The organism is Rhizobium sp. NPDC090275 (genome assembly GCF_044772225.1).
Lineage (GTDB): Bacteria > Pseudomonadota > Alphaproteobacteria > Rhizobiales > Rhizobiaceae > Rhizobium.
Window position 1 is genome coordinate 406,595 of sequence record NZ_JBIVYL010000001.1, and the last position, 25,735, is coordinate 432,329.

The window sequence follows — 25,735 nt, forward strand, 5'->3', positions numbered from 1 at the left end:
GGCGCTGATGCAACTTAGGCATCCGCCTTAAACGCCAATCAAAACCCAAGATCAGCCGCCGTTGACGGAGCATTAATGACAGTTGCGATTAGCAATTGTCAAGAATCCGTGGGCCGCCGGAAATTACAGCTTTCTTAAGTTGCCGCATATGAAAGCGAAAGTGCAAATTGGTCCGGATATCTCATGTTTACCGTTTTAAACTGCATTGCCTACATGCACGATCTCAGGCTGGTCGTTTTGGCCGGATGCCTGTGCTTCCTGTCGAGCCTTGCCGCGCTGACGCTGTTGCAGCGGGCGCGCAGCACCGTCAAGGTCGCGCGCCTGATCTGGCTTCTGATGGGCGGTGCGGCCGGTGGCTTCGGCATTTGGGCCACGCATTTCGTGGCGATGCTCGCCTATGACGGCGGCGTGGTCGTCGGCTATGACACGTCGGAGACATTGACGTCGCTGGCGCTTGTCGTCGTCGCGACGCTTGCCGCCGTTGCGTTCGCGGCAGGTGCCGAGAGCAGGGTGCGGCGGGCGTTCGCGGGCATGCTGTTCGGCGTCGGCGTCACGTCGATGCATTTCCTCGGCATGATGGCTGTACAGTTTCCCGGCAGCATGAATTGGGATCAGTCGCTTGTGGTTGCCTCGATGGCTTGCGCGGTGGTCATCTCGGCCATCGGCTTTGCTCTGCTTCCCGATATCAAGGCGGATGCGCGCAAGTTACTCATGCCGGCCGCGACCGTCTGCGTCGCTATCGTCGCCATGCACTTCACCGCCATGGGCGCACTGACGATCGTGCCGGGTCCCGGTCCGGCGATCGATCCGAGCGAGATGATGTCCACCGGTTTCATGGTCGTCACGCTTCTCTCGGTCTCGCTGTCGATGATCACTTCCGGCTTCGCCGCCGCTCTGTTCGCGATGCGGGCTGAGAACTCGACCAAGGAGAGCGAAGCGCGTTTCGAGATGCTCGTGCAGGGCGTCACCGACTACGCGATCTACATGCTCGACAAGGATGGCCGGGTCGCCAACTGGAATGCGGGCGCAGAGCGCGCAAAGGGATATACCGCCAGCGAAATCATCGGCGAGGATTTCGGCCGCTTTTACTCCGAGGAAGACCGCGCGGCCGGCCTGCCGCAGCGTGCGCTGCTCAAGGCACGCACTGAGGGGAAATTCGAGGCGGAGGGCAAGCGGTTCCGCAAGGATGGGACCTCCTTCTGGGCGCACGTCGTGATCGATCCCATCTGGAACGCCGATGGCGAGATCGCCGGCTATGCGAAGATCACCAAGGATGTGACCGAACAGAAGGCCGATCGCGACCGCATCAAGGAAGTCTCGCGCAACCTCGACCTCGCGCTTGAGAACGTGTCGCAGGGCATTTGCCTGTTTGATGCCGAGGAGCGCCTTGTGCTGGCGAATTGCCGCTACAGTGAGATCTTCGAATTCGAGCAGGGAACGGTTCGTCCCGGCATGAGCTACAAGGAGATCATTGCGATCGGGTACGAGATCCACTTCTCCGATCCAGAAACCGTGGCCAAGCGCGCATCCGAGCACTACGACAAGCTGATGCGCGCGCTCAGATCCGGCGAACGGTCGATTGTCCACAAGGGCGCGCATGGCCGATCGATCCAGTTGAACCTCAATATGCTTCCCGATGGTGGCTGGGTTGCGACCTACGAAGACATCACGGAACGGCTGATCTCGGAAGAGAAGATCGCCTTCATGGCGCGTCACGACGTGCTGACGGGCTTGCCCAACCGCTCCGAGTTCTCCGAGCGATTGTCGCAGGATCTCGCTTTCGCCAAGCGTGCCGGCACCAAGGTTGCCGTCATCGGCATCGATCTCGACAAGTTCAAGGAGATCAACGACCAGCGTGGCCACAGCGCGGGCGACCAGGTGCTCATCACGCTTTCGGACCGTATGAGCCAACTGCTCGGTGGAGACGAATTTGTAGCGCGGTTCGGTGGCGACGAATTCGCGGCGATAAAGCAGTTTTCCGATGTCGCCGACCTACATGACTTCGTGGCGCGGCTGCAGGCGAGCCTGACGGATGACTTCCAGATCGACGGCTTCGACATCAACCCCGATGCCAGCATTGGCGTTGCCATCTATCCGCAGGATGGCTCGACGGGCGAGATACTGCTCGCCAATGCCGATCTCGCCATGTACCGCGCCAAGGCGACGCTTTCCGAGCGCATCTGCTTCTATGAAGTGGCGATGGACGAGGCGGCCCGTGACCGTCGCAAGATGGCAAGCGATCTCTGGTTGGCGATCGAAAAGAACGAGCTGCATCTGCACTTCCAGGTGCAGAAGTCGGTCTCAACAGGCGACATCACCGGTTACGAGGTTCTGTTGCGCTGGCAGCATCCGACGCGCGGGAACGTGCCGCCCGGCGAATTCATTTCCGTTGCCGAGGAATGCGGCGCGATCGTACCGATCGGGGAGTGGGTGCTGCGCGAGGCCTGCAAGGAGGCCGCCGGCTGGGCCGAGAAGCACAAGATCGCCGTCAACCTGTCGCCCATCCAGATCGGCCACCAGGATATCGCCCATCTCGTGCATTCGGTCCTGTACGAGACCGGGCTGGAGCCGTGGCGCCTCGAACTTGAGATCACCGAGTCGTCGATCATCGTCGACAAGGACCGGGCTCTCCTGACGCTCCGCCAGGTCAAGAACCTCGGCGTCTCGATCGCCATCGACGATTTCGGCACCGGCTATTCGTCGCTGGAAACGTTGCGCGCCTTCCCGTTCGACAAGATCAAGCTCGACCGCAGCTTCATGAACGAGGTGGAGACCAGCGAGCAGGCCAAGGCGATCATCCGCGCCATCCTGGCGCTCGGGCAAAGCCTGAGTATTCCGGTGCTTGCGGAAGGCGTCGAGACGGATGTGCAGCTTGGGATATTGCTCGACGAAGGCTGCGACGAGGCGCAGGGCTATCTTCTCGGCCGGCCGATGCCGATGCGTTCACGCAAGATCGCTGCCTGAGACCGCGCATGCAACTGCTGGGTTGACAGGGCGGGGGCCTAGCCTTCACATGCGACCTCAAATGGTACGGGAGAAATTCAGCATGCAACTCAAGACCCTAACGGCGACCGCTGTCGTTCTTCTCGGTCTGGTTTCGACGTCTTACGCGGTCGAAATCAACCAGAAGGGTGCCAAGGAAATCGAGGCCAACCTGTCGAAGCTCCTGCCGAAGGATGCAGCCAAGGGCTTCGTGACCGTCAACCCGGCCGGCACGCGCTACGAGATCGTCTATGACTTCGCGGCGCTGTTGAAGAAGGCCGACCCGAAGAACTTTTCCATCAAGGGCCTCAACCCCTGGTCGATCTTCGCAACGCCTGAAGAGAGCGGCCTGTGGACGATCGAGGGCAACAACTCGCTCGACGTCACCGGCTCGTTCAAGGCGCCCGGCCAGCCGAATACCGAATTCACCTATGTCATCGATTCCCTGATTTCGAACGGCGTCTTCGACCCGGCGATCAGCTATCTGAAGTCCGGCGACTTCTCCAGCAAGGCGCTTCGCTTCTCGTCGAAGACCGAGCAAGAAGAGGTGAGCGTCGAGACCGGCTCGTCGACTTACAAGATGACCTCGTCGGACGGCGAGCTGAAGGGTCGCACCAATTTCGCCGGCAGCGGCACGATGAACGGCTTTGTCGAGAAGATCAGCGGCAAGGAAGTGCCGCCGGTTGAAATCCGCGCCGACTCGGTGGATTTCGCCGCCGCCGTGAACGGCGTTTCCATCAACGATTTCCGCGCGATCCTCGCCTTCATCATCGAACACGCCGATGAGAAGAAGCTCAAGCGCGCCGAGAGCGAAGAGATCAAGGAACTGGTGCGCAAGTCGTTCCCGCTGATGTCGAGCCTCAACGAGACCGTGACCATGAACAAGGTCAGCGTGTCGAGCGTTGCCGGCAGCGGTGGCGCCGACAGCGTCGACTACACGATCGGCATGAGCGGTCCGAGCGATGCGATGCGTTTCGATGTTGGCATGGCTGCCAAGCAGATCAGCTTCAACAGCGCATTGCTGCCCGAGATGTACGCGCCCTTCGTTCCCGAAGAGGTCGACATGCAGTTCGCCTTTCCGGAACTCAACATCGCGGCTGTCGGCGACGAGCTGATGAAGGTCGATTTCACAGACGACAAGAAGAGCAAGGCGGAAAGCGACAAGGCTTTCGAAAAGCTCCTGACCAATGGCGAGTTCGTCGTTGCCTTCCCGAAGATTTCGGCGCGCTCCAGCGTCTACGATGCCGAGATCTCGGGTGAAGTCCGCGGCATTCCGGAGTCCACCACGGCCTATTCAATGAACGCATCGATCGTCGCGCGCGACTTCGACAAGACGATCACCGCCATCCAGGAACTGGCCAAGAGCAATCCCGACCTCAATCAGGTTTCCTTCGGCCTGATGATGGTCAAGGGCTTCGGCAAGACCGATCCGGATGGTCGTCAGCGCTGGGACGTCAACGTCGCACGCGATGGTTCGATCACGGTCAATGGTCAGGTCATCAAGGGCGCGAACTGAGCCCCAATTCGTTTCCGGCCCCGTTCGTGGGCCGGAAACCTGCTGCTCACTGGAGTAGCGCAATCAGCGGCGGCATTCGCCCTGACCGACGATGCGGAAGCCCGCATTGTCTGCCTCGCATGAATTCGAAAATGTCCTGATCTGTCTGCCGCGCTCGCCGCAAACGGGGCGGTATTCGCGCGTGCAGATGCCACCTGGCCGCTGCGGCGGCATCGGCTCTTCATGGGGAGGGCGCGGACGGGGCGGGCGAGGGCCAGGTCCCGGCGTCATCGGCGGGCCGGCGCGGCATTCGCCACGACCGACGATCCTAAAGCCGCTGCTATTGGCCTGGCAGGCATTGCCGAAGGTCTGCGTGCGTCCGCCACGTTCTCCGCAAACCGGAGCGTATTCCATGGTGCACATTTGCGGCTGCGGTGGGCGAGGGCGCGGCGGTGGCGCCGGACGAACCGGGCTCGGTCCCGGTCCGTAACCTGGGCCTGGTCCATAGCCGGGACCCATGTCCGCCGTGCAGGCGGAGAGTGCCGGCAGGATGACCAGCATCGCCAGTCTGATCGGGGATTTCAGTATTGTCGCCATGCCTCTTCCTCCCGTCGGCTGGATATCATTGATAATCCTAGCCGAATTGGGATGCGGGAGAAAGTGCTGACAGCGATTCCGTCTTAGCTCAGTCGAAGAGGCTGGAGACGGATTCTTCCTGGCTGGTGCGGTTGATGGCTTCGCCGATCAGCGTTGCGGTGGTCAGCACGCGGATATTGTGCGCCGACTGGACAGCCGTGGTCGGCTGGATGGAGTCGGTGATGACCAGCTCGCGCAGCTTCGAATTGGTGATACGGGTCACCGCGCCACCCGACAGAACGCCGTGGGTGATGTAGGCGGTGACGCTTGCAGCGCCCTTGGCGAGCAGCGCGTCGGCCGCGTTGCAGAGCGTGCCGCCGGAATCGACGATATCGTCGATCAGCAGGCAGTCCTTGCCAGTGACGTCGCCGATGATGTTCATGACTTCGGATTCACCTGGGCGATCGCGGCGCTTGTCCACGATCGACAGCAGACAGTCGAGACGCTTGGCGAGCGCGCGGGCGCGCACGACGCCGCCGACGTCAGGCGAAACAACCATGACGTTGGAGATGTCGTAATTGGCCTTGATGTCGCGCGTCAGGATCGGCACGGCATAAAGGTTGTCGGTCGGGATGTCGAAGAAGCCCTGGATCTGGCCGGCGTGGAGATCGAGCGTCAGGACGCGATCGGCACCCGCTTCGGTGATCAGGTTGGCGACGAGCTTGGCCGAGATCGGCGTGCGGCCCGAAGCGCGGCGGTCCTGGCGTGCATAGCCGAAGTAGGGGAGGACCGCGGTGATGCGGCGAGCCGACGAGCGGCGCATCGCATCGATCATGATGAGCAATTCCATCAGGTGGTCGTTCGTCGGGAAGGACGTCGACTGGACGAGGAAGACATCCTCGCCGCGTACGTTTTCCTGGACTTCCACGAAGATTTCCTGGTCGGCAAATCTTCGGACCGTTGCTCTGCCCAAGGGCACTTTAAGATAGTTGCAGATCTCTTCGGCGAGGTGCCGGTTCGAATTGCCTGCGAAAACCTTCATCTTGGTCCGCCTGTTGCCTGCTGATAGCCGCGCTTTTTAGCCAGCTTGTTTCCGAATGCAAGGGTAAACGCGACTTGCGCCTTGATATTTCCAAAAAGCTTGTGGCTTAACCGCCACGGGCGTCCCGCCACGAGGAAAACTCGGTGATCGTCTTGGACGCAATCTGCTGCATGACGGAGGCCGGAACCACGGCCCAAGGATCCTGCGCCTGCGAGGGAACGCTCTCCTGTCCCTGGATGCGGTGCAGCCGGGCGCCGCTGTTATCGAGCACATCCCAGACATAGACCACCGTGACCTTGCCGCTGTCGGAAAATGCCGAGAGGTAACCCTTGAGGATGAAGGCGGTGCTGTTGTCGTTGGAGCTCTTGATCGAAAGGCCGTGCGAGCGGGCCTCGGCGCCGAGCTGGCGCGACAGGGGCGTTACAGCCTGAACGGGGGCGCCGATGATTGGCAAGAAGCGGACGGTCGATGCGCCTGATGGCGTCAGCATCGCCGTGCGCTTCGGCTCGGCTGCTTTTTCCTTGGCTTCCGCGTCGGCGATGTCCTGCTCTTCGGCCTGGGCGTTAGATACAGGTTCCGAAACAGTGTCGGAGACCGGCTCGGAAAGAGGCTGGCTGCGGATGGCGGCAGACGCTCTTGGCGATTGTTCGGTCTGCCCGTCGAGCGCGTAGGCCTGGGCCTGCATCGTCGTCGGCGGAGCGCCGCGACCGGATATCGAGCCTGATGTGGTGTCTTGTTCTACATAGGCGGGGTGATAACCGCCTTCGCGCGGCGAAGAGGCAAACGTCTGGCTGCGGCGCGGCGTGCCGGCCATGCGCTCGACCTCGCCCTGGGTCACCGGCGTCGAGCGGATGCTGCCCGAGGTGTCGCCGATGTCGACGAGGGGCGTGAGGGCATCCGTGGTGTTGCAGGCGGAAAGCAGGGCAAGGCAGGCGATGAGCGTGGGCGCTGTCGCAAGTCGCGTCATCCCTCGTGTCATCCTTCTTTCCGTGCGCGTGTCGCCACGCGGCATATGCCCCGGCCAACTTTATGACGGTCGGGGCATGATGATGTCAATTGCGGATTCTAATGGATCGTCGCTCAGAGGTTGATGAAGTCGAGCGGGTGGCGCGAGAGCGCCTTTGGCTCATCGGTCGTCGTGAGATAGGTCTGGCCCAGCGTCATGGCCGTTCCGCTGTCGGAATCCATGATGATCATGTGGACGAAGAGCGACATGCCGGGTTCGATCGGCTGTGGATTGCCGACGTGGAACATCTGGTGCTCCATCCACGAGGGCGAGAAGCGGGCGCCGAGCGAATAGCCGCAGGCGTTCAGGCGATGACGCGAGAGACCGCGCTCCTCCATGATCTTCGAGTGAACGTCGAAGACATCACCGAAGGTGTGTCCCGGCTTCAGCACGGTTTCGATGGCCTGGATGTTTTCAAGGCAGGCATTGTAGAGCTCGCGGTGGCGATAACTCGGTTCGCCGATGACGATCGTGCGCATCATCGCCGCGTGGTAATGCGCGTAGGCGCCGGCCCATTCCAGCGTCAACTGGTCGTTGGCATCAAGCCTGCGGCGACCGGCCTTGTAGCGGCAGAGCAGGGCATCGACGCCGGAGCCAATGATGAATTCGTTGGCGGGATAATCGCCGCCGCCGGCAAAGACTGCGCCCTGCATGGCAGCCAGGATCGCGGCTTCGTCGGCACCTGCCTTCGTCAGCGAAATGGCTGCGTCCAGCGCGTCGTCGGCAAGGGCTGCCGCGCGCTCGACATAGGCGATCTCCGTCGGGCTCTTGATCAGGCGCAGACGGCTGACGAGGTAGGAGGCGTCGGAGATCTGGCCGAAGGCCATCAGCTGTGTGTCGAGAAGTCTTGCGATGCGGCCGGTCATGCCATGGGTGTCGTATTCGACGCCGATGCGCGCGCCGAGGAGGTCCATCTCGACCAGGAGGTTCTTGAGATCGACCGTCGGATCGGCGTTGACGCGATCGACCCAGATATGAATGTTTTCGACGATCGACGTCTGCCGCGCCTGGCGCAGATCGGCCGAGCGGGTCAGAAGCGCCATGGTGCCGTCGGCCTTGACGATCAGCGTCTGAAAGAAGCAGTAGCCGAAGGTGTCGTAACCCGTCAGCCAGTACATGCTTTCCTGGGCGAAGAGGAGGAGGGCATCGAGCTTCTCCTCCTGCATCTGTTGCGTCAGCCGCGCGAGGCGATCGGCGAATTCGGAGGTTTCGAAGTGTAGGCCCATACCGGTCACATCTCCCTTATGGCAATTGCCGAAATCTGTCGGCCGTAGTCCGGTTCCTGGCTGTGTGTCGTGCGTCGGTAGGAAAAGAAGCGTTCGCTGTCGGGATAGGTGCAGACGCCGAGGCTTTCGGCCCTGACGCCAGCGGCGCGCAGCCGATCGATGGTGAAGGACGGGAGGTCGAACATCGAATGGCCGGGCTTTTCCGACGGGGTGAAATAGCGCTGGTACTCGCCGTTTTCGCTGACGAAGCGCTCAACGAATTCGGGGCCGACCTCGTAGCTTGCCTTGCTGATCGATGGGCCCAGGCAGGCGACGATCGCCTCGCGCTTGGCGCCGAGCCTGATCATGGCATCGATGGTGTTTTCCAGCACGCCGGTGAAGGCGCCCTTCCAGCCGGCATGGGCCGCGCCGACCACCTTGTTTTCCGGATCGGCGAAGAGGATCGGGCCGCAATCGGCGGCGAGCACGCCAAGCGCGATGCCGGGGGTTGCGGTCACCAGCGCGTCGGCCGGCTGGCGGGTGCCGTCGTAGGAGGCGTCGACCACCACGACGTCGGGCGAATGCACCTGATGCACGGTTGCCAGCCGCTCGACCGGCAGATCGAACCAGCCGGCGACGCGTCTGCGGTTCTCCTCGACCTTGGCGCGCTCATCGTTAGAGCCGAGGCCGACATTGAGGCCGCGATAGATGCCGTCGGAGACGCCGCCTTGGCGGGTGAAATAGCCGTGCTGGATTGTGTCGCCCGTCGCTTCGTTCAGCAGTGCGCTTTGGATCGGTTCCGGGGAGGGCGCATGTGTCATCGGTCGTTCCAAGATCTGTTTTGGCCCAAGATTTGTTTCGGCCCGAGATTTGTTTTAGCGACGCCCAGACGGTGTGTCGGACGAAGCGCTGTCGATTGCGGCGATGTTGACCCCGCCGCGCGCGCCCTGTCAATCCACGGAGCGGAACGGCATCAGATCGATGGCGGGATGGGAAACGGCCATCACCTTGAAGAGTTCCCCCATCTTCCCTTCGCCTTCGCCGGCCAGGCGGTCGACGGCGGCCTGGATGATCTGCTGGGTGCGGGGTTCGCGGTCACGGCCGAGGGCCGCGGCGCGTTCGAGGATGCCGAGGCCCACCAGAAAGTCGCCTTGGTGCAGCTGGCCGTTGACGTGGAGCCCGGCTGCCACGGCGGTTTCGCCGAGCGCCTGGAAATCGACGTGGCTGGTCAGGTCCGCTTCGCCTGGGTGGGCGAGCGGCGGGTCGAATTCGTGCATGCGTACCGCCTGCAGCGTATCGCCGAAGCCGGTGATCAGGTGGCCGTAGTCGAGCGCCAGCGCCGTGCCGCCAAAGGCCTTCAGGCGATCGGCAATCGCGACCATGACGGATTCGCGGGCAGGGGCGATCTCGAAGAGGGTGCCGAGCGGCACGGTCGCTGCCTGCTCCGGGAGCAGCTGCGGATCGATGCCGGCGACGCCGGTTCCGAAGGACAATTCGTCATCGACGTCGAGGCCGACCATGCGTTCGCGAAAGCCGGTCGCGGTCTTCACGAACTGGCGGATGGGGATGGCGTCGAAGAGTTCGTTGGCGGCGATCAGCGTGACGCCCGCCGGGATCTCGTCGAAGCCGTCGTGCCAGCTGATCCGGCCCTGGTAGGCGGCGAGCGTCTCCGCCTGCACCTCGCGCAGGCGCGGGCTGGTCTCGACGAGGTGGACGGTCATCGTTTCGAAGAGCGGCGGCGCGAGGCGCTCGATGACGCGCAGCATGTCCGACATCATCGTGCCGCGTCCGGGGCCGATCTCGACCAGCTTCACATCCGACGGCGTGCCGTGGCGCTGCCATGCGTGAACGATGAAGACGCCGATCATCTCGCCGAAGAGCTGGCTGACCTCGGGCGCGGTGACGAAGTCGCCGGAGCTGCCGAAGGGCTCCTTGGTCTTGTAATATCCGTATTCGGGATCGGCGAGGCACAGCGAAAAGTAATCGGTGACGCTGATCGGACCGTTCGCCTGAATGATCGCCTTGATCTTCTCACCGAGTGCGGTGGTCATGTTCTCCTCCTCCGGTGCCGCGATCAGGACTGCAGGGCAGCCTGACGACGGGCGCGGATCATGGCCCATAGGCCCAGCAGGATCATCGGCGACGACAGGACCATGCCCATCGTCAGCCAGTTGGTGCCGAGAAGGTAGCCGAGTTGTGCGTCAGGTTCACGGAAGAACTCGACGAAGATGCGCGACAGCGCATAGCCGCAGACGAAGACGCCGGCGACGAAGCCTGGGGTCTTCAGCGCCTTCATGCCGTAGATGAGGGCGGCGAGCACGAGAACCAGCACGATGCCTTCGAGGCCCGCTTCATAAAGCTGGCTCGGATGGCGTGCGAAAGGGCCACCGGTGGGGAAGACCACGGCCCACGGCACGTCTGTCAATCGGCCCCAGAGCTCGCCATTGATGAAATTGGCGATGCGACCGAAGAACAGGCCGACGGGAACGACGGCGGCGACGATGTCGAAGAGGTTCCAGAGCGGGATCTTGTTGCGCTTGGCGAAGATGATCATGGCGATCGTCGTGCCGGTCAGGCCGCCATGGAAGGACATGCCGCCGTTCCAGATCTGGATGGCGCGGATCGGGCTCTCGATGATCGCGGGCATGTCGTAGAAGAGGATATAGCCGATGCGGCCGCCGAGCACGACGCCGAGCGCCACCCAGACGACGAAATCGTCGAGCTGCGCCTTGGTGATCGGCGAGACATTGCCGGGCCAGAGGCTGTCGTTCGCGGCGATGAGGCGCGCGTAATACCAGCCGATCATGATGCCGGCGACATAGGCCAGGCCGTACCAGTGAATGGCCACGGGCCCGATTGCAAAGGCGATCGGGTCGATATTGGGGAACGGCATGATGGCCATAAGGTCGGCAGCTGTCTGCAAGGTAATCCCATCCGTTGATGTGGGCGGAAGATGGCCTTGCCATAACAGCGGGTCAAGTTGATTGTTAGTGATGCGAGATAAGTGCGACCGCTTATCCAGTGCAAAGCGCTTGCATCCTTAACGGCGAAGCCCTACCTCATTCCTGAGGGCCGAGAGCGGCCGGAAGCCATTATTTCAAAGGGAGTAAACCGCCATGACGACAGGCGCAAACCGCATCATGGACGAGTTCGCAAAGCTGATGACAGATGCCGCAGGTGCCGCCCAGGGCGTGCGCAAGGAAGTCGAGACGATGTTCAACGCGCAGGCCGAACGCTGGCTGAACAGCATGGACGTGGTCAAGCGGGAAGAGTTCGAGGTCGTTCGCGAGATGGCGATCAAGGCGCGCGACGAAAATGATGCGCTGCTGGCGCGTATCGCCGCACTCGAGGCGAAGCTCGAATCCAAGCCTGCCGCCAAGGGCAAGTAAATCCCGTTTGGGGACAGGGCGCGGTGTGGCCTTTGAGAGACACACCGCTGCTTCGGCTAAAAAAGCGGGTGTGTTTATCCACCTGTGGACACTGCCAAAAAAGCCAATGGGCAGAGTCGTTTATACCCTCCTTCTGAATCCAATTCCCAACACCTTTCCACAGTGGCGTTCCCTAAAACGGCCCTCAGGGGGCTGGCACACCACCGGGTGCGTTATACACTGATTTTAAATGATGATTCGAAGCAGTTGGTAAGCTCCGGGCAGGTTCACTGCGTAAGTCTGGTAGCGGTTCAACGGTCATCTGGGTTGGTGGTTTCCGGGTTAGTTGCGTGTGTTCGCTTGTGTCTCGTTGGACGAAGTCGTTACGCATTCACTCCGGTCAAGAAGGTGCTGCATGAGCCTCATGGAATTGGAAGTCGAGCGTCAATCGAACCCGGTCGATATGATCGAGTACGTCGCCGCCCACAACGACTGGGCTTTCGAGCGGTCGGGTGACGACGAAATCGCGATGACGGTCGAGGGCAAGTGGACGGATTATCACGTCTCCTTTTCCTGGATGGAGGAATTCGAGGCGCTGCATCTCGGCTGCGCCTTCGATATCAAGATCCCCGAACAGCGCATGAATGAAGTGACGAAGCTTCTGGCCGGTATCAACGGCCAGGTGCTGATGGGTCACTTCGACGTCTGGCGCCAGGAAGATGTGATCATCTTCCGCCAATCGCTGCTGCTTGCCGGCGGCGCCGAGCCGACGAACCGTCAGGTGGAGGTGCTGCTCGCCAGCGCGCTCGATACCTGCGAGACCTATTATCAGGCGTTCCAGTTCGTGATCTGGTCCGGCATGGACGCCAACCGCGCCATGGAAGCCGTGTTGTTCGAAACCGTGGGTGAAGCGTAACATGTCCGGTCTGTCGTCCTCGGGTCCAATCGTTCTTGTCGGCGCCGGCAACATGGGGGGCGCGATGCTCTCCGGCTGGCTGAAGAATGGTGTGCCTGGTGCCTCCGTCGTCGTCGTCGATCCCGGCCCCTCGGCCCAGATGATGGCAACGATCAATGAGGCGGGCGCCAGGCATGTAACGGCGCTGCCGGCCGAGCTGAAGGCCGGCGTGCTGTTTCTGGCGGTGAAGCCGCAGGTCATGGACGCCGTGCTTCCCTCCGTGAAGAGCGCCGTCGGCGACGATACGGTCGTGGTTTCAGTCGCGGCGGGCAAGACGCTCGGTTTCCTCGAATCCCATCTCGGCGAAGCGGCGATGGTTCGCGCCATGCCGAATACGCCGGCCATGGTCGGCCGCGGCGTCACCGGTGCTTTCGCCAATCAGCGCGTTGGCCAGAACCAGCGCGATCAGGTGCATGCGCTGCTCAGGGTTTCCGGACCCGTGGAGTGGGTGCCCTCCGAATCCGATATCGATGCCGTTACAGCCCTTTCGGGCAGTGGTCCTGCGTATGTGTTCTATCTCGTGGAGTGCATGGCAGAAGCAGGCCGCAAACTTGGCCTGCAGGCGGACCTTGCCATGCGGCTTGCACGGGAAACTGTCGCGGGGGCTGGTGAACTCTTGCACCAGTCCCCCGACGACGCATCGAAGCTTCGCCAGAACGTGACGTCGCCAGGCGGCACGACGGCGGCGGCGCTCTCGGTGCTGATGGCTGACGATGCGATGCAGCCGCTGTTCGACAAGGCGCTTTTGGCCGCTCGCAAGCGCGCCGAGGAGCTGGCAGGCTAATTCGAGGCTGATTTTCATGACCGAAGAAATTACCTACGGCGATTTCGAGCGGGTCGACATCCGTGTCGGCACCGTGATCGAGGCCAATCCGTTTCCGGAGGCCCGCAAACCCGCCTTCAAGCTCTTGATCGACTTCGGGCCCGAGATCGGCGTCAAGAAGTCCTCGGCGCAGATCACCGTGCACTATACGCTCGAAAACCTCGTCGGCCGGCAGGTGCTGTGCGTGGTCAATTTCCCGCCACGGCAGATCGGACCGTTCCGCTCCGAGGTTCTGACGCTCGGTTTCGAGGACGAGGCCGGTGCCATCGTGCTTGCGGCACCGGACAAGCCGGTGCCAAACGGCAAGAAAATCATGTGATTGGTGGAGCGCCGTGGCCTTGCGCCCGGCGTTTTAGTGCCGACGCTCTAGTGAATATCGCGCGAGAGCGGGTCCGAGAGGCTGAAGTCGTGAAACGTGGCTTCGAAGCCGGCGCGTTGCGGTGAGCAGAAGACCGGGCCGACCGCCAATTCCGCAAATTTCGGGTCGAACCAGGCGAGGCGCGCCATGCGCCAATCCGCCATCATGGCCGTCCTGTACTGGATGAACAGCGCATCGCCATTGCGCGTGACTCGTACCGACAGCCTCGCGAAATCATGGTCGATGCGAAATGCCGACCAATCGGAATTGCCGTTGGTGACGACGACGCTGAAGTGGCGGGCGCCGTCCGTATATTCTATCCCGCATTTCATCCAGTGCGTCGCGTCGGCGCGCAGCATGATGCCCGCCTGATCGTAGAGCGCCTGGTAATCCGCTGAAAAGCTCAGCTCGGCGGTGAAGTCGCCTTGGCGTAAACGATGGAGGAAATGACCGTCGTCGCGGTGAAAGCCGTAATAGGTTCCCTGCCAGAAATCGGTCTTCTCGCCGGAGCGCACGTGCAGGCCGTCGTCGCGCTGCTCGGCGAAGGGCGGCGGGTTGAGCCAGGTCATATCGGTGATGTCGATAGCCATCGTGATCTCACGCCGGGATGCGGATGACGGCGCGCAGGCCGCCGAGCGGGCTGTCGCCAAGCGTGACGTTGCCGCCGTGGCTGCGGGCGATGTCGCGGGCGATCGCAAGGCCAAGCCCCGTTCCCGACGCATCGAGATTGCGTGCCTCATCGAGACGGAAGAAGGGCTTGAAGACGTCCTCGCGGTTCTGTTCGGGAATGCCGGGGCCATCGTCGTCAAACACGATCGTCAGCCACTTGGCGCCATGCTTGGCCTCGATGTTGAGGGTCTTGGCATAGCGGCGGGCGTTGGAGGCGAGGTTGGTGACGAGGCGCGTGAATGCGTTCGGCCGGACCACGATATCGTCGTCGCCCTCGATCGAATAAGTGAGCGTCTTCTTGTGCAGGGCGAAGTCCGGCTCGAGCTTCAACAGCAGCTCGCTGAGCTTCAGCTCGCCGACATCTTCCTCGACCTCGCTGCGGGCGAAAGCCATGTAGGCCTCCAGCATCGACTGCATGTCGTTGACGTCGTCGCTCATGCCCTGCAGGTCGGGATTATCCCCGGCGAGCGCCAGCTGCAACTTGAAGCGCGTGAGGATGGTGCGCAGGTCGTGGCTGACGCCTGTCAGCATCGCCGTTCTCTGTTCCATCTGGCGCTCGATGCGCTCGCGCATGAGGATGAAGGCGAGGCCGGCGCGGCGGACTTCGTCAGCGCCGCGCGGGTAGAAGTTTTCGGCCTTCTGGCCCTTGCCGAAGCTTTCGGCGGCGGCCGCAAGTTTCTGGATCGGGCGGATCTGGCCTCTCAGGAACAGGATGGAGATGGTGATCAGCACCAGCGATGCGCCGACCATCCAGACAATGAAGATATGGGTGTTGGAGGCGTAAGTCTGATTGCGCTTGGCGAGCACGCGCAGGATCTTGCCGTCCAGCTTCACCCTGACCTCGACGAGATTGGAATCGCCGACCGTATCGATCCAGAAGGGACGCTTGATCTGGTCGCGGATCTCGTCGCTCAGAATGCCGTCAAGAATGGAGAAGAACGGCTTGATGCGCGGCGGGGGGAGCTCGCCATCGGGCTCGATCGAGATCTGCAGGCCGAGCTGATCGCGGGCGATGCGGGTTGCCTCGCTGTAGTCGGTATCCTGCGGGTAGGTCTCGATCATCTGGATGATCGCGGCAATATCGGCGGTCACGGCCATCGACAGGCGCTGGGTGACCATCTGCCAGTGCCGCTCCATGAAGACGGCGGCGACGACGGACTGCAGGAGCACCATCGGCATGATGATGATGATCAGCGAACGGACGTAAAGGCCCTTGGGAAGCTGGCGGCGCAGCAGGCGCGTGAACCAACGCCAGCCGGAAACCGGCGAGCGGTCCTCGCGTCGCAGGGAATCGAATGTTACCATCTAGAGCCTTTCCGGGTCCCGGATCATCAATCGATGCTCAGGCGGTATCCTATACCACGAACCGTCTGGAGCCAGACCGGATTTGACGGATCGTCCTCGATTTTGCGGCGCAGGCGGTTGATCTGCACGTCGATCGTGCGCTCGCCGACATCGACATCGTTGCCGATCAGTTCGTGGCGAGGAATGGTGTCACCGGCGCGCTTGGCGAAGAGCAGCATGATCTCCTGCTCGCGGTCCGTCAGGCGCACGATCTCGGCGGCCTTCTTGAGCTCGCGGCGGGTCAGCGAAAATGTGTAGGGGCCGAACATGACCTGTTCGATCTTGGGCGCATCGCCGGAGACGTTGCGGCGCAGGATGTTGTTGATGCGGAGCACGAGTTCGCGCGGGTCGAAGGGCTTGGGCAGATAGTCGTCTGCACCGGCCTCAAGGCCGGCGATGCGGCTGTCGGATTCAGCGAGCGCCGTCAGCATGATGATCGGCACGTTCTTGATGATGCGCAGATCCTTGGTGACGTCGATGCCGGATTCGCCGGGCATCATCACGTCCATGATGATCAGATCGAAATCGAGGCCGCCAAGCTTGCGGCGTGCTTCGGCGCCATCGGCCGCAACCGTCACACGGAAGCCGTTCTCGCTCAGATAGCGGTTGAGCAGCGCGCGAATACGCGTGTCGTCATCCACAACGAGCAAGTGTGCCGCATCGTCCGAAATCACTATCTTCGCCGCCATTCAGTCCGCTTTCGAGTTTTGTCTGTTCTGCATGCCACTCAGGAAGGCCTTTACGCCCGCCCTGACCTCCGGGGAGGCTCCGTCGAATGCTCTCTCAATACGGCGCGATTGCGGCTCGGCGAGTGCAAGCGCCAGATCCCTGCCTGTTGCGGTGGGATAGAGCTTGCGCTGACGTCGGTCCTCAGGCCCCGCTTTTTGTTGAATATACCCCGAATCGATAAGCTGTTTGAGTACCCTTGCGAGACTCTGTTTGGTTATCTTCAACGTATCCAGGAGATCGGCAACGGTCATGCCGGGGTTTCGGTTAACGAAATGCACCACGCGGTGGTGCGCACGTCCAAAGCCGCTCTTCGCCAGGATGGCATCAGGATCGGAGACGAAGTCCCGATAGGAGAAAAACAGGAGCTCGATGATGTCGAAGTCGATGGTTTCGGTGTTTTCCAACGGCTTGGTCAAAGGCTCCGGCTTGGGCTCCTGCCTGCCGGCTCTCGGGCTGCTCTGTCGTGCCAATTTGGCATTTCCTTTCCTAGTCTGCGCCGCTTGACCGACAGCGCGGGAACATAGGTCAGCAATCATGACATATGTTCCAGTGTCTCTCGGTTTTCGGCTTTCGCGCGTGCAAAGAAGGTCGGTGTTGTCAGTCGAACCGAGATGCCCCGCGCAAAACTCCCCATGCGATACGCAATTCCCCTGCGTGATTGGATTAAGAGGCATATTTGCGGCAACAATCAACAGGCATGACGCGAGCGTTGCGGCGAGTTCACAGCCGTCTGGCGAGCGCGCATGAAAAAGGCGGCCGGGTGGCCGCCTTTGCTGTCCATGATTTCAGGTCTTAGTTGTAGACGTAGACGATACGGCGCGTGCCAGGATCGACCAGTACAGGACGATCGTTGATGCGAGCGTAGCGGTACTGGTAGTCAGGGATTTCCTGGAAGGTCACGGTGCCGGGCACCTGCGCGCCGACAACGACGTCACCGCCGATATCGACCGTGTGGCCAGGGTTGCTCTCGATATAGGTGGTGACCGTCTGCGGCGGTTCGATCGTCTCAACCGAGCCGACCGGGCCGAGCAGTTCGTCGCCCGGAGCGGGTTCGGCGGGGCCGGTCGCTGCCGTGGTTTCATAGGTCACAACGGGGATATCGAGATCGGACTGGTGCTGCTGGACGATCACCTGGTTGCCGTCCTGATCCATCTGCAGGTACTGGGCGTAAACCCAGCCGCGCATGCCGTTGACATCGACACGGCACCACTGGCTGCCGGCGACGCAGCCGTCGAGGATGGTTTCGGAGCCGCGCGTCGCAACGCCGACAGCGGGATACTGCTCGCCGGGGCCGGCGTGAATGGTCAGATCGTTGATGGCCGTTGCGGCCATTTCCGCGCGGGCGAGGCCGGCGGTCGCCAGAACCATTGCGCCTGCCAGGAAAAGATTTCGCTTCATGGTCATCGTGGGTCTCCTTTTATAGACGGGTTGGTAACGCCCGGAACAAGGGGAGGTTCCGCCGACGGCGATCACAGGAGATTACACTTGTCGTTGCGGCGTGACGGAGGGCTCGGCAAAATCGAAGCTGCACGTGCCGGCGTTTGCGACTATATCGACATCGAGACGGACGATGTACGCAAGACATAAAGCGAGGCACCCCATGAGCATGCTCCAGGCCGGGATCATTCCGGTGACAGCGTTCCAGCAGAACTGCACGATCTTTTTCGATGAGGCGACGAAGGAAGGCGTGGTGATCGATCCGGGCGGGGATGTCGCCAATATCCTGCAGGGGATCGAGCAGAATGGGCTAAAGATCAGGGCGATCTGGCTGACCCACGGCCATCTCGATCACGCCGGCGGGGCCAAGGAGCTCAAGGAAGCGCTTGGCGTCGATATCATCGGCCCGCACGAGGACGATCTACCGCTGCTACAACGGATAGAGACGCAGGCGGAGAAATATGGGCTGCCGGCGGGGCAGATGCAGAATGTCGAGCCAGACCGCTGGCTGAAGGACGGCGATACCGTCTCCTTCGGCGAGCATGTGTTCGAGGTCTATCACACGCCGGGCCACGCGCCGGGTCATGTCATCTATTTCAACCGGGCGCAGAAGTTCGCGCATCTGGGCGATGTTCTGTTCAACGGTTCGATCGGCCGCACCGATCTTCCCGGCGGAAACCACCAGCAGTTGCTCGATTCCATCCGCGACAAGGTGCTGCCGCTGGGTGACGAGGTCGGCTTTATCTGCGGCCACGGGCCGGGCAGCCGGATCGGCGACGAGCGGCGCGGCAATCCCTATCTGCAGGGGCTTTGAGCCGGGCAGGGGATCAGGGCGGGCAAAGCCCGCACAAAAACAAAAGCGCCGCTGAAAAGCGGCGCTTCGTGCATGAACGATCTGTATTCGATCAGTTGGCGACGCAGAAGTGGCTGCGGCCGTCATTGCCGATGAAGGTGCCGCTGCGCGGATCGAACGAACGGTAACGGTAAGAGCAGTAGCGTTCCCACTGCGGGGTCCACGGCTCGACACCGACGCGAACCGGAGCCGGCTGGTAGTAGCGCACGGGCGCCGGGCGGTAGTAGCGGGGAGGCGCTGCGTAGACCGGACCATCGTCATAGGCGTAGGGCGGGTCGATGTAGCGCGGTTCGTCGTAGCGCGGCGCATTGGCGATCGCCGAGCCGACGATCAAGCTTGTCGCAAGACCGACAGCGCCGCCGACCCATGCATCGTTGTTGTGGTGGTGGCGATAGCCCCAGTCGTCAGCCGATGCGACGCCGATCGACGAGAAGGTGATGGCAGCCGCGGTTGCCGTCAGAAGAAGGGTCTTGGCAAGGCTATTCATGTGTTCTGTCCTGTTCAAACTCTTGGCCGGTTTTGCACCTTGATGATGGCAAGTTAACGGCTGGCGGCTGAATGCAGGCTGAACGATAAAACCCGGCGACCCGCCGGGCTTCAACTCGATTGCAAGAGTGGCTCTATCAGCCGTCGATCTGCAGGTTGACGGCCTTCGGGCCCTTGCCGCGACGATCCGGTTCGGTGTCGAAGCTTACCTTCTGGTTTTCCGTCAGTCCGGCCAATCCGGAAGCCTGCACGGCGGAAATGTGAACGAAGATGTCCGCGCCGCCCTTGTCAGGCTTGATAAAGCCAAAGCCCTTGTCGGTGTTGAAGAATTTTACAGTCCCAGTCTCGGCCATGCGTCAGGTCCTTTGATCTCTGCCCGCCATCCACACGGGCAGCATACTGATATTGCCTCCTCACGGAGACGCTAACAGGCAATTATTGAATTGTGAGAAAAAGGTCCCCTCTAAATCAGTAGAACTCTCCGCAGAACTTCCGCCTGCTTTTTCAGAACCTACCGACCGGAGTATTAGCGTCTCCGGCGCGCACAATCTTAAGGACTTCCCATGCTCGCAAAATGCCCGAACGCCACGAGATTGCTGCGATTATTCACTTTTGGCAAGCAAAAGTTTTCCGACGCAACGCGGCCTCGCGCGCCAAATCCGGGTGGGTTTTGCGCTCTGACGAAAAAAAGCACTCATCAGCCGCCGCTGAATAACGTTTTGTATCGTGAGCAATATATTTTAGGAGCAGATTTTGCCAAAATTACAACGTGCGCGCGACCTCGCGAACGTTAAACTTTTTTTCATATTTTCGGCTTCAGCCCGGATTTTGGCTGATAAGCAGGCCGTTTTGGCGACGTCGACGCGCTATCTCGGGGACGATTTCAACTAGAAGCATTGCCGCGAACATCAGCGCGCAGCCGACATAGCCGAGGGGCGAGATCTTCTCGCCCAGCACCAGAGCGCCGAGTGCCGCGCCGAACAGCGCTTCGGACGACAGGAAGATGGCCGCCTGCGAGGAGGTGGTGTAGCGCTGGCCGATGATCTGCAGCGAGAACGCAACGCCCGACGAGAAGATGCCGACATAAAGGATCTCCGGCGCTGCGTCCCAGATCGCCGCCAGGCTGATGGGCTCGACAATGACAGCGGCGGCCAGCGCCAGGACGGCCGTGACGGCGAACTGCGCAACCGACAGCGTCAGGGCTCGGCCGGTCTCGGAGACGATGATGCCGGCAAGTGTGATCTGCCCGGCGGAGAAGACGGCGCAGAAGATGGTCAGGATATCGCCGCGAGACAGGGCCGACATGTCGCCACCCGACAGCAGATAGATGCCGGTCAAGGCCATCAAGGCGCCCGGCCAGACGATCCAGTGCGGCGCCCGGCGCAGAAAAACCACGGCGATGATCGGAACGATGACGACGTAGAGCCCGGTGAGGAAGCTTGAGTTGGTGACCGTCGTCGTCTGGAGACCGATCTGCTGGGTGATCATGACGCCGAAGAGGGTGAGGCCGATCAGCAGATAGAGCATCGCGTGGCGCCCGGTGGTCTTGGTCTTGCTCTTGCGCGCCTCGGCCAGCGCGAAAGGGAGGACGGCGACGGTGGCGATGGCGAAGCGGAGGCCGACGAACCAGAGCGGACCGATCGTTTCCATTGCCGTCGACTGCGCGACAAAGCCGCCGCCCCAGATGGCGCCAGCCAGCAATAGAACAAGGTTCGCCTGTATGCGCGTCATGTAAGCCTCAATCTGGGAGGTCGGCCAGACGGGGTTAGCGCTTTGCGGCCGAAACGGAAGTAGTCGAGATGGGCGACCGTTACCAGTTTCGTTCGACCGCAGCAAGGCGACGCCTGCCGATGAGATCAGCCGTTGTTCGCAGGTGCCCTGGAGACGCGCAGCAGCGCGCCATCGTCGTCGTCGGTGACGATCAAAAGCGCGCCATCGGGCGCCACCACGATATCGCGCATGCGGCCATAGGCGCCGTCGGAGATGCGCTCCTCGGCGACGAAAGCGCCGCTGTCATCGCGCTGCATGCGCGACAGGAGTTGGAATTTCAGGGCTGCGACCAGGAAATCGCCATTCCATTCGGGAAACATCTTGCCGCGATAGATGGCGACGGCGCCCGGCGCGATCGAGGGATCCCAATAATAGAGCGGCTGCTCCAGACCCTTCTTGGCGGTGCCTTCACCGATTTCGGCGCCGGAATAGTCGCGACCGTAGGTGATGATCGGCCAGCCGTAGTTCTTGCCCGGCTCGATGCCGTTGATCTCGTCGCCGCCGCGCGCGCCGTGCTCGACGGTATATAGCTTGCCGTCGGCGGCATCGAAGGTGATGCCCTGCGGGTTCCTGTGGCCCTTCGACCAGATTTCCGGTAGCGCCTTGGCGCCGTCCTTGAAGGGATTGTTATTGGGGATGCTGCCATCGGCGTTGATATGGACGATCGAGCCGGCATCGTCCTGCCAATCCTGCGAGCGGTCGCGATCGCCACGGTCGCCGATGCTGATGAAGAGCGAGCCATCCTTTGCGATGGCGATGCGCGAGCCATACTGAATTCCGCCGCTGGTGAACTTGCGCATCTTGAAGATCGATTTGACGTTCTCAAGCGCGGTTCCGTCGGCCGAAAGCGTGGCGCTGAAGGCTTCGGTGCCGGAGCCGCCGTCACCCGGGGTCGCGGCCGTGAGATAGAGGGTCCGCGAGGTGGCGAAATCGGGTGCCAGTTCCACATCCATCAGGCCGCCCTGGCTTCTGGCGTAGACCTTGGGCAAGCCAGATATCGGCGCGGAGAGCTTACCGTCGCGGATGATCCGCAAACGGCCCGGGCGTTCGGTCACCAGATAGCCGCCATCGGGAAGGACGGCCACCGCCCATGGGTGCTCCAGCCCCGAGGCGATCGTTTCGACTTGCACCTGCACCTTCTTGGTCTCGACCGTGTCGGCTGCCATGACAGGGGCGGATTGCGCGACGACTGCCGCCAGCAACAAGCCAATCCCTGGCGCCATACCGATCCGAAGTGTCGAAACTGATCTCATCGTTCATCCCCCAATGCCAACTTACAAATGCCAACCTACTGTCGCTGCCTGAGACTTGGAGGAGCGGGTGCTTCGGTTCAACCCTCAGGGGGTGGAGGATAACGGCATTGTGTTTCGGCCTTGAATGGAACCGGTCGTTTTCGCATCCACAAGCTCAGCCTCAACGATGTAGCGAAGCGGCCCGCGTTCGGTGGCGCCGAAGGGCCAGCAGGTCGCCAGCACGAGGTTACGGCCGTGCGCCGCCGGATCGATACCGCTGTTGTCCCAGGAGACGACGCGGCCTTCGCCGGCCTTGAAGATCAGGCGTTCGCCGTCGCGGCGCGTCACCTCGATCTCGTCGCCCGGCTTGACGTCCTTCAGCCAGCGGAAGTGGGTGTCGCGGTGGGCGGCGATGACTGAGGTGCCTTCGTCTCCCGGCTGCGGCGTGTTGGTGAGCCATGCGGGGCCGAAGGCAAGGGCTTCGCCGGAGGCGCCGGAAAGAACGATCGCCTGCTTGCCGAGGCGCGGGGCGCTGACCTTCGCCTCGGTGGTGAAGTCGGCCCAGGGCCACGGCTTGGCGTCTTCGCCGCGCAGCTCTGCCGCGAAGGCGCGCGCCAGCAGTAATTGCGACAGCTGCGCCTTCGCTTTGATGTAGATGCCGTCGCTGATCAGGATCATCCCGTAGAGCGCCAGGATGGCGATGCCTGCAGCGATCACCTTCTCGACCACCGAGAAGCGGGGCCACAGCGCCGACGGCTGCTTGTTATCAGGCGCATCGAAGGCGGTTGCCGCCGCCGTCGCCATGGCGAGTTCCAGATAGGTGGGAAGCGGGCCGAAATCATCAACCGGCCCGGTCCCGTGGGTTCTGCCCGTTCTAATGGCCACGGCGGGATCCTTGCGCCATGGTGTTGCGGCGCTTCCACGCCATCAGCCCGGTTGCGGCCAGCAGTGCCAGTACCATCATGGTCACGCCACGGGCGATCTGCTCGTCGGCGCGGGTGGCGGTCTGCGGCAACTGGATGGAGGCCGAGCGCTGGGCGATCAGATTGGCGGCCTTGGGTGTCGGGGCGGCAGCCATGCGGGTTGCCGCGAGCTCGGCCACCTGCTGCAGCGGCGCGGCCATGGCGTGGTCGGGTCCGTTGCCTGCAGGTGCCTGCGAGGCGGGGGCGGTTTCGCCGTAGACTTTCTCGAAGTCCCAGCCATCGGGGAGGTTGAGCGGGAGCTTTGCCGAATCCAGCGGCTTGTCTGATGGCCGCGACGGGGTGACGTCGACGGCGACGAGGCTGGTCATGCGTGAGACCAAGTGATGGGCGAGCGCCACGGTCTCGACATCCTTGTCGAGCGCCGTCGGGTCCTGGCGCTCATAGGCGCGGGCTTCGAGGTCGTCGATCTTGCGGCGCGCCCAGAGCTTGGAGATGCCCTGGCCATCGGCGGCGTTTGCGATATCCATCTCGACGCGCCATGGCTGGACGCCGGTCTTGCCCGTTATCTGCAGCTTGCCTGTCGGCTTGGTGTCCGGCAGTTCTGATGTCAGCACCACGGGTTCGCCGGCGTAGAGGTCGGGCATCGGGTTGGGGGTGATGTCCTCGGCCTTGGCGTTTTCGAAGATCGCGGCGATATCGGTCATCGTCGGGTTCTGCAGCTTCTCGAACAGCTCGGCCATGCGCGTGGCGATCTGGTCGGTGGAGCCGATCTGGGTGAAGGTGCCGCGGCCCATCTCGGCGGCCTTGGTCATGAAGTAGGAGTTGGGTGCCGAGCCGATGCCGACGGTGAAGACGCGGGCGTCGCCACGGTTCTGGGTGATCTCGGTGAAGAGCTGCTGCTCGTTGCCGATCGCGCCGTCGGTGAGGAAGACGACCTGACGCAACGCGCCCGCCGCGACCGAGCCTTGGTTGCGCAGCGCATCCTGCAGCGCCGGCAGCATCTCGGTGCCGCCATCGGCATTCAGGCTCCTGACATAGGATATCGCCTTTTCGCGATTGTCAGGGGAGGCGGCGACGAGGCCGTTGAAGTAGTCGGTCATCGTGTCGTCGAAGCGGATCACGTTGAAGCGGTCGTCGGCGTTGAGCCTGGAGATGGCAAGCGCCAGGCTCTCCTTCGCCTGCTCGATCGACGGGCCGGACATGGAGCCGGAATTGTCGATGACGAAAACGACCTCGCGCTTGGCGGGGGCCGCCGCCGCATCCGGCGTTGCGGGCGGCGTGACGAAGGCGAGAAGATAGGTCTTGCCGTCGCGCACTTCGCGAAACAGGCCGGCGCTCGGCGTCTTGCCGGGGGCCGCCTTCCATGTGAGTTCGAAATCCTTGTCGGCGGGAACCGCTTCGCCCTTCAGCGCGATCACGCGGTTCTGGTCGCCGTCGGTCTTGATATCGACATCGTGGAAGGAGGATTTGACATCGCCGAGCGGGAACCCGGCCTTCAGCTTTACGGTCAGCGCGACGGGGTTGATCTTGGCGTTTTCGCGCGGGTCGAGCACCGGTGCGGTGATCTTCTCGCGGTTTTCGACCGGATCGGACGGGACGGCGAAGCCGGCGCCGTTGTTGAACTCGACGGTCTGGACGATCGGCGCCGGATTGTAGCGGGGTGCCACGACCATCGGGAAGCGCAGCGAGAACTCGCCGCCGGACTGGTGCACCGTCTGCTGGTATTCGACCTGCACGACGATGGTTTCGCCGGGGCCGATATTGGCGACCTGGTTGGTGAAGATGTTGGGGCGCTGCTGTTCCAGAAGTGCGGTCTTCTTGCCCTCGGCCTTGGCCTGCTCGTAGATCTCGCGGGCTTCCTGGCGCGGCTTGATCTGGCCTTCGATGAAGCGATCGCCGATCTGCATCTTCAGGACGTCCACGGCGGAATTTTCAGGCAGCGGGAAGACGTAGGTGCCTTCGACCCAACCCTTGCTCGGGTTCTGGAAGCGCTGGGTGACCTTGACGCGGGCGATGGGGCCGGTGACATCCATCTCGACGTCGGTCTTCAGGCGCGGCGCCTCGACGAAGAAGCCGGGTTCCTTGGCTGGAAAGAGCAGGGAGCCGCTGTTGACGTCGTTCGGCTTGATCAGGCCGGCGAGCTCCCGGGCTTTCGGCTGGCTCTCTTCCGCGGCATAGGCGGCCGTCACCAGTCCTGATGTAACCAGGATGGAGGCGGCGAATGCCACGAATGCGATCAACAGGGATATGCAAACGCGGGCGGCGCGCAGCCGCCTGATGGTGACTTCATCTTCCAGAAACATGGCATGCCCTCAGTAACCAATTTCGGAGATGCAAGAATGCGGCTTCGATCTCGGCGGGCTCGCGACCGAATTGCGGCATGCCACGGCATTTGTTGCGGCCAATTCGTGGCGAAGGGCCGATTTGGCGAAGTTTTTGATTTCAGGGCGTAAATTGGGATCGCCTCGATGAGGCGGCTTCG

At 62.1% G+C, this 25,735-nt stretch carries 24 protein-coding genes and 1 pseudogene; 7 read left to right on the forward strand and 18 right to left on the reverse strand.

The genetic code is table 11. The annotated features are described in order from the left end of the window. The first annotated feature begins 183 nt into the window (after nucleotides 1–183). Both ACIQUB_RS01970 and ACIQUB_RS01975 read left to right on the forward strand, forming a co-directional pair. Nucleotides 184–2,964 (forward strand): EAL domain-containing protein, encoded by a 2,781-nt coding sequence (locus ACIQUB_RS01970; protein ID WP_113237336.1) that lies wholly within the window; start codon nucleotides 184–186, stop codon nucleotides 2,962–2,964. 82 nt (nucleotides 2,965–3,046) lie between these two features. Next, complete coding sequence (locus tag ACIQUB_RS01975; RefSeq protein WP_113237337.1) at nucleotides 3,047–4,498, forward strand: hypothetical protein; 1,452 nt, start codon at nucleotides 3,047–3,049, stop codon at nucleotides 4,496–4,498. A gap of 66 nt (nucleotides 4,499–4,564) precedes the next feature. Here ACIQUB_RS01975 and ACIQUB_RS01980 read toward each other — a convergent pair. From ACIQUB_RS01980 to lgt, 7 genes and pseudogenes are all read right to left on the reverse strand, one after another. Then, a pseudogene (locus ACIQUB_RS01980) lies at nucleotides 4,565–4,996 on the reverse strand (Kazal-type serine protease inhibitor domain-containing protein); the annotation flags it as partial. A gap of 166 nt (nucleotides 4,997–5,162) precedes the next feature. After that, a complete protein-coding gene (locus ACIQUB_RS01985; RefSeq protein ID WP_018897392.1) occupies nucleotides 5,163–6,095 on the reverse strand; it encodes a ribose-phosphate pyrophosphokinase in 933 nt (310 codons plus the stop codon). A gap of 106 nt (nucleotides 6,096–6,201) precedes the next feature. Next, entirely contained in the window at nucleotides 6,202–7,062 is an 861-nt protein-coding gene (locus tag ACIQUB_RS01990) for a hypothetical protein (RefSeq protein ID WP_113236362.1), read from the reverse strand. A 113-nt stretch (nucleotides 7,063–7,175) separates the two neighbouring features. Next, nucleotides 7,176–8,327, reverse strand: coding sequence for a Xaa-Pro peptidase family protein (locus ACIQUB_RS01995; protein ID WP_113236363.1), 1,152 nt, complete (start codon nucleotides 8,325–8,327; stop codon nucleotides 7,176–7,178). 5 nt (nucleotides 8,328–8,332) lie between these two features. Further along, nucleotides 8,333–9,127: a peptidoglycan editing factor PgeF gene (gene pgeF, locus ACIQUB_RS02000; RefSeq protein ID WP_113236364.1), complete on the reverse strand. Its 795-nt coding sequence runs from the start codon at nucleotides 9,125–9,127 to the stop codon at nucleotides 8,333–8,335. A 129-nt stretch (nucleotides 9,128–9,256) separates the two neighbouring features. Next, a complete protein-coding gene (locus ACIQUB_RS02005; RefSeq protein WP_113236365.1) occupies nucleotides 9,257–10,357 on the reverse strand; it encodes a class I SAM-dependent methyltransferase in 1,101 nt (366 codons plus the stop codon). 23 nt (nucleotides 10,358–10,380) lie between these two features. Continuing rightward, complete coding sequence (gene lgt / locus ACIQUB_RS02010) at nucleotides 10,381–11,229, reverse strand: prolipoprotein diacylglyceryl transferase (protein ID WP_181459272.1); 849 nt, start codon at nucleotides 11,227–11,229, stop codon at nucleotides 10,381–10,383. Between the two features lie 193 nt (nucleotides 11,230–11,422). Here lgt and ACIQUB_RS02015 point away from each other — a divergent pair, with 193 nt between their 5' ends. The 4 genes from ACIQUB_RS02015 to ACIQUB_RS02030 all read left to right on the forward strand — a co-directional run bounded on the left by ACIQUB_RS02015 (nucleotide 11,423) and on the right by ACIQUB_RS02030 (nucleotide 13,771). Continuing rightward, complete coding sequence (locus ACIQUB_RS02015) at nucleotides 11,423–11,695, forward strand: accessory factor UbiK family protein (RefSeq protein ID WP_047506065.1); 273 nt, start codon at nucleotides 11,423–11,425, stop codon at nucleotides 11,693–11,695. Between the two features lie 394 nt (nucleotides 11,696–12,089). Next, nucleotides 12,090–12,590 carry a YbjN domain-containing protein gene (locus ACIQUB_RS02020; protein ID WP_026282796.1) on the forward strand — a complete coding sequence of 167 codons (501 nt, stop codon included), beginning with the start codon at nucleotides 12,090–12,092 and terminating at the stop codon, nucleotides 12,588–12,590. 1 nt (nucleotide 12,591) lies between these two features. Next, on the forward strand, nucleotides 12,592–13,413 hold the full coding sequence (proC, locus tag ACIQUB_RS02025; RefSeq protein ID WP_113236366.1) for a pyrroline-5-carboxylate reductase: 822 nt from the start codon (nucleotides 12,592–12,594) through the stop codon (nucleotides 13,411–13,413). 16 nt (nucleotides 13,414–13,429) lie between these two features. Beyond that, the gene (locus ACIQUB_RS02030) at nucleotides 13,430–13,771 is read left to right on the forward strand and encodes a tRNA-binding protein (protein WP_047506062.1); all 342 of its coding nucleotides are present in this window, start codon (nucleotides 13,430–13,432) and stop codon (nucleotides 13,769–13,771) included. 47 nt (nucleotides 13,772–13,818) lie between these two features. On the opposite strand, the gene ACIQUB_RS02035 is transcribed toward ACIQUB_RS02030, so the two are convergent. From ACIQUB_RS02035 to ACIQUB_RS02055, 5 genes are all read right to left on the reverse strand, one after another. Continuing rightward, complete coding sequence (locus ACIQUB_RS02035; RefSeq protein WP_113236367.1) at nucleotides 13,819–14,400, reverse strand: DUF1349 domain-containing protein; 582 nt, start codon at nucleotides 14,398–14,400, stop codon at nucleotides 13,819–13,821. 7 nt (nucleotides 14,401–14,407) lie between these two features. Further along, complete coding sequence (locus tag ACIQUB_RS02040) at nucleotides 14,408–15,784, reverse strand: HAMP domain-containing sensor histidine kinase (protein WP_112980132.1); 1,377 nt, start codon at nucleotides 15,782–15,784, stop codon at nucleotides 14,408–14,410. Nucleotides 15,785–15,810: 26 nt separating this feature from the next. Beyond that, a complete protein-coding gene (locus ACIQUB_RS02045; RefSeq protein WP_018897404.1) occupies nucleotides 15,811–16,512 on the reverse strand; it encodes a response regulator in 702 nt (233 codons plus the stop codon). Continuing rightward, nucleotides 16,513–17,022 carry a MarR family winged helix-turn-helix transcriptional regulator gene (locus tag ACIQUB_RS02050; protein ID WP_047506055.1) on the reverse strand — a complete coding sequence of 170 codons (510 nt, stop codon included), beginning with the start codon at nucleotides 17,020–17,022 and terminating at the stop codon, nucleotides 16,513–16,515. It lies immediately after the preceding gene. A gap of 322 nt (nucleotides 17,023–17,344) precedes the next feature. Then, on the reverse strand, nucleotides 17,345–17,956 hold the full coding sequence (locus ACIQUB_RS02055; RefSeq protein WP_113236368.1) for a DUF1236 domain-containing protein: 612 nt from the start codon (nucleotides 17,954–17,956) through the stop codon (nucleotides 17,345–17,347). A 196-nt stretch (nucleotides 17,957–18,152) separates the two neighbouring features. Between ACIQUB_RS02055 and ACIQUB_RS02060 the strand changes: the two genes are divergently transcribed. Beyond that, nucleotides 18,153–18,803 (forward strand): MBL fold metallo-hydrolase, encoded by a 651-nt coding sequence (locus ACIQUB_RS02060; protein WP_113236369.1) that lies wholly within the window; start codon nucleotides 18,153–18,155, stop codon nucleotides 18,801–18,803. A 91-nt stretch (nucleotides 18,804–18,894) separates the two neighbouring features. Here ACIQUB_RS02060 and ACIQUB_RS02065 read toward each other — a convergent pair whose 3' ends face one another. The 6 genes from ACIQUB_RS02065 to ACIQUB_RS02090 form a co-directional block, all read right to left on the reverse strand. Beyond that, on the reverse strand, nucleotides 18,895–19,329 hold the full coding sequence (locus ACIQUB_RS02065) for a BA14K family protein (RefSeq protein WP_402928518.1): 435 nt from the start codon (nucleotides 19,327–19,329) through the stop codon (nucleotides 18,895–18,897). A gap of 136 nt (nucleotides 19,330–19,465) precedes the next feature. Then, a complete protein-coding gene (locus ACIQUB_RS02070) occupies nucleotides 19,466–19,681 on the reverse strand; it encodes a cold-shock protein (RefSeq protein WP_018897410.1) in 216 nt (71 codons plus the stop codon). A 463-nt stretch (nucleotides 19,682–20,144) separates the two neighbouring features. After that, nucleotides 20,145–21,059, reverse strand: coding sequence for a DMT family transporter (locus tag ACIQUB_RS02075; protein WP_113236371.1), 915 nt, complete (start codon nucleotides 21,057–21,059; stop codon nucleotides 20,145–20,147). A 125-nt stretch (nucleotides 21,060–21,184) separates the two neighbouring features. Beyond that, nucleotides 21,185–22,321 carry a PQQ-dependent sugar dehydrogenase gene (locus ACIQUB_RS02080; protein WP_113236372.1) on the reverse strand — a complete coding sequence of 379 codons (1,137 nt, stop codon included), beginning with the start codon at nucleotides 22,319–22,321 and terminating at the stop codon, nucleotides 21,185–21,187. Nucleotides 22,322–22,435: 114 nt separating this feature from the next. After that, the gene (locus ACIQUB_RS02085) at nucleotides 22,436–23,215 is read right to left on the reverse strand and encodes a class GN sortase (RefSeq protein ID WP_402928522.1); all 780 of its coding nucleotides are present in this window, start codon (nucleotides 23,213–23,215) and stop codon (nucleotides 22,436–22,438) included. After that, the gene (locus ACIQUB_RS02090) at nucleotides 23,205–25,556 is read right to left on the reverse strand and encodes a marine proteobacterial sortase target protein (protein WP_113236373.1); all 2,352 of its coding nucleotides are present in this window, start codon (nucleotides 25,554–25,556) and stop codon (nucleotides 23,205–23,207) included. Before ACIQUB_RS02090 ends, ACIQUB_RS02085 begins: the two co-directional genes overlap by 11 nt. Nucleotides 25,557–25,735 lie beyond the last annotated feature (179 nt).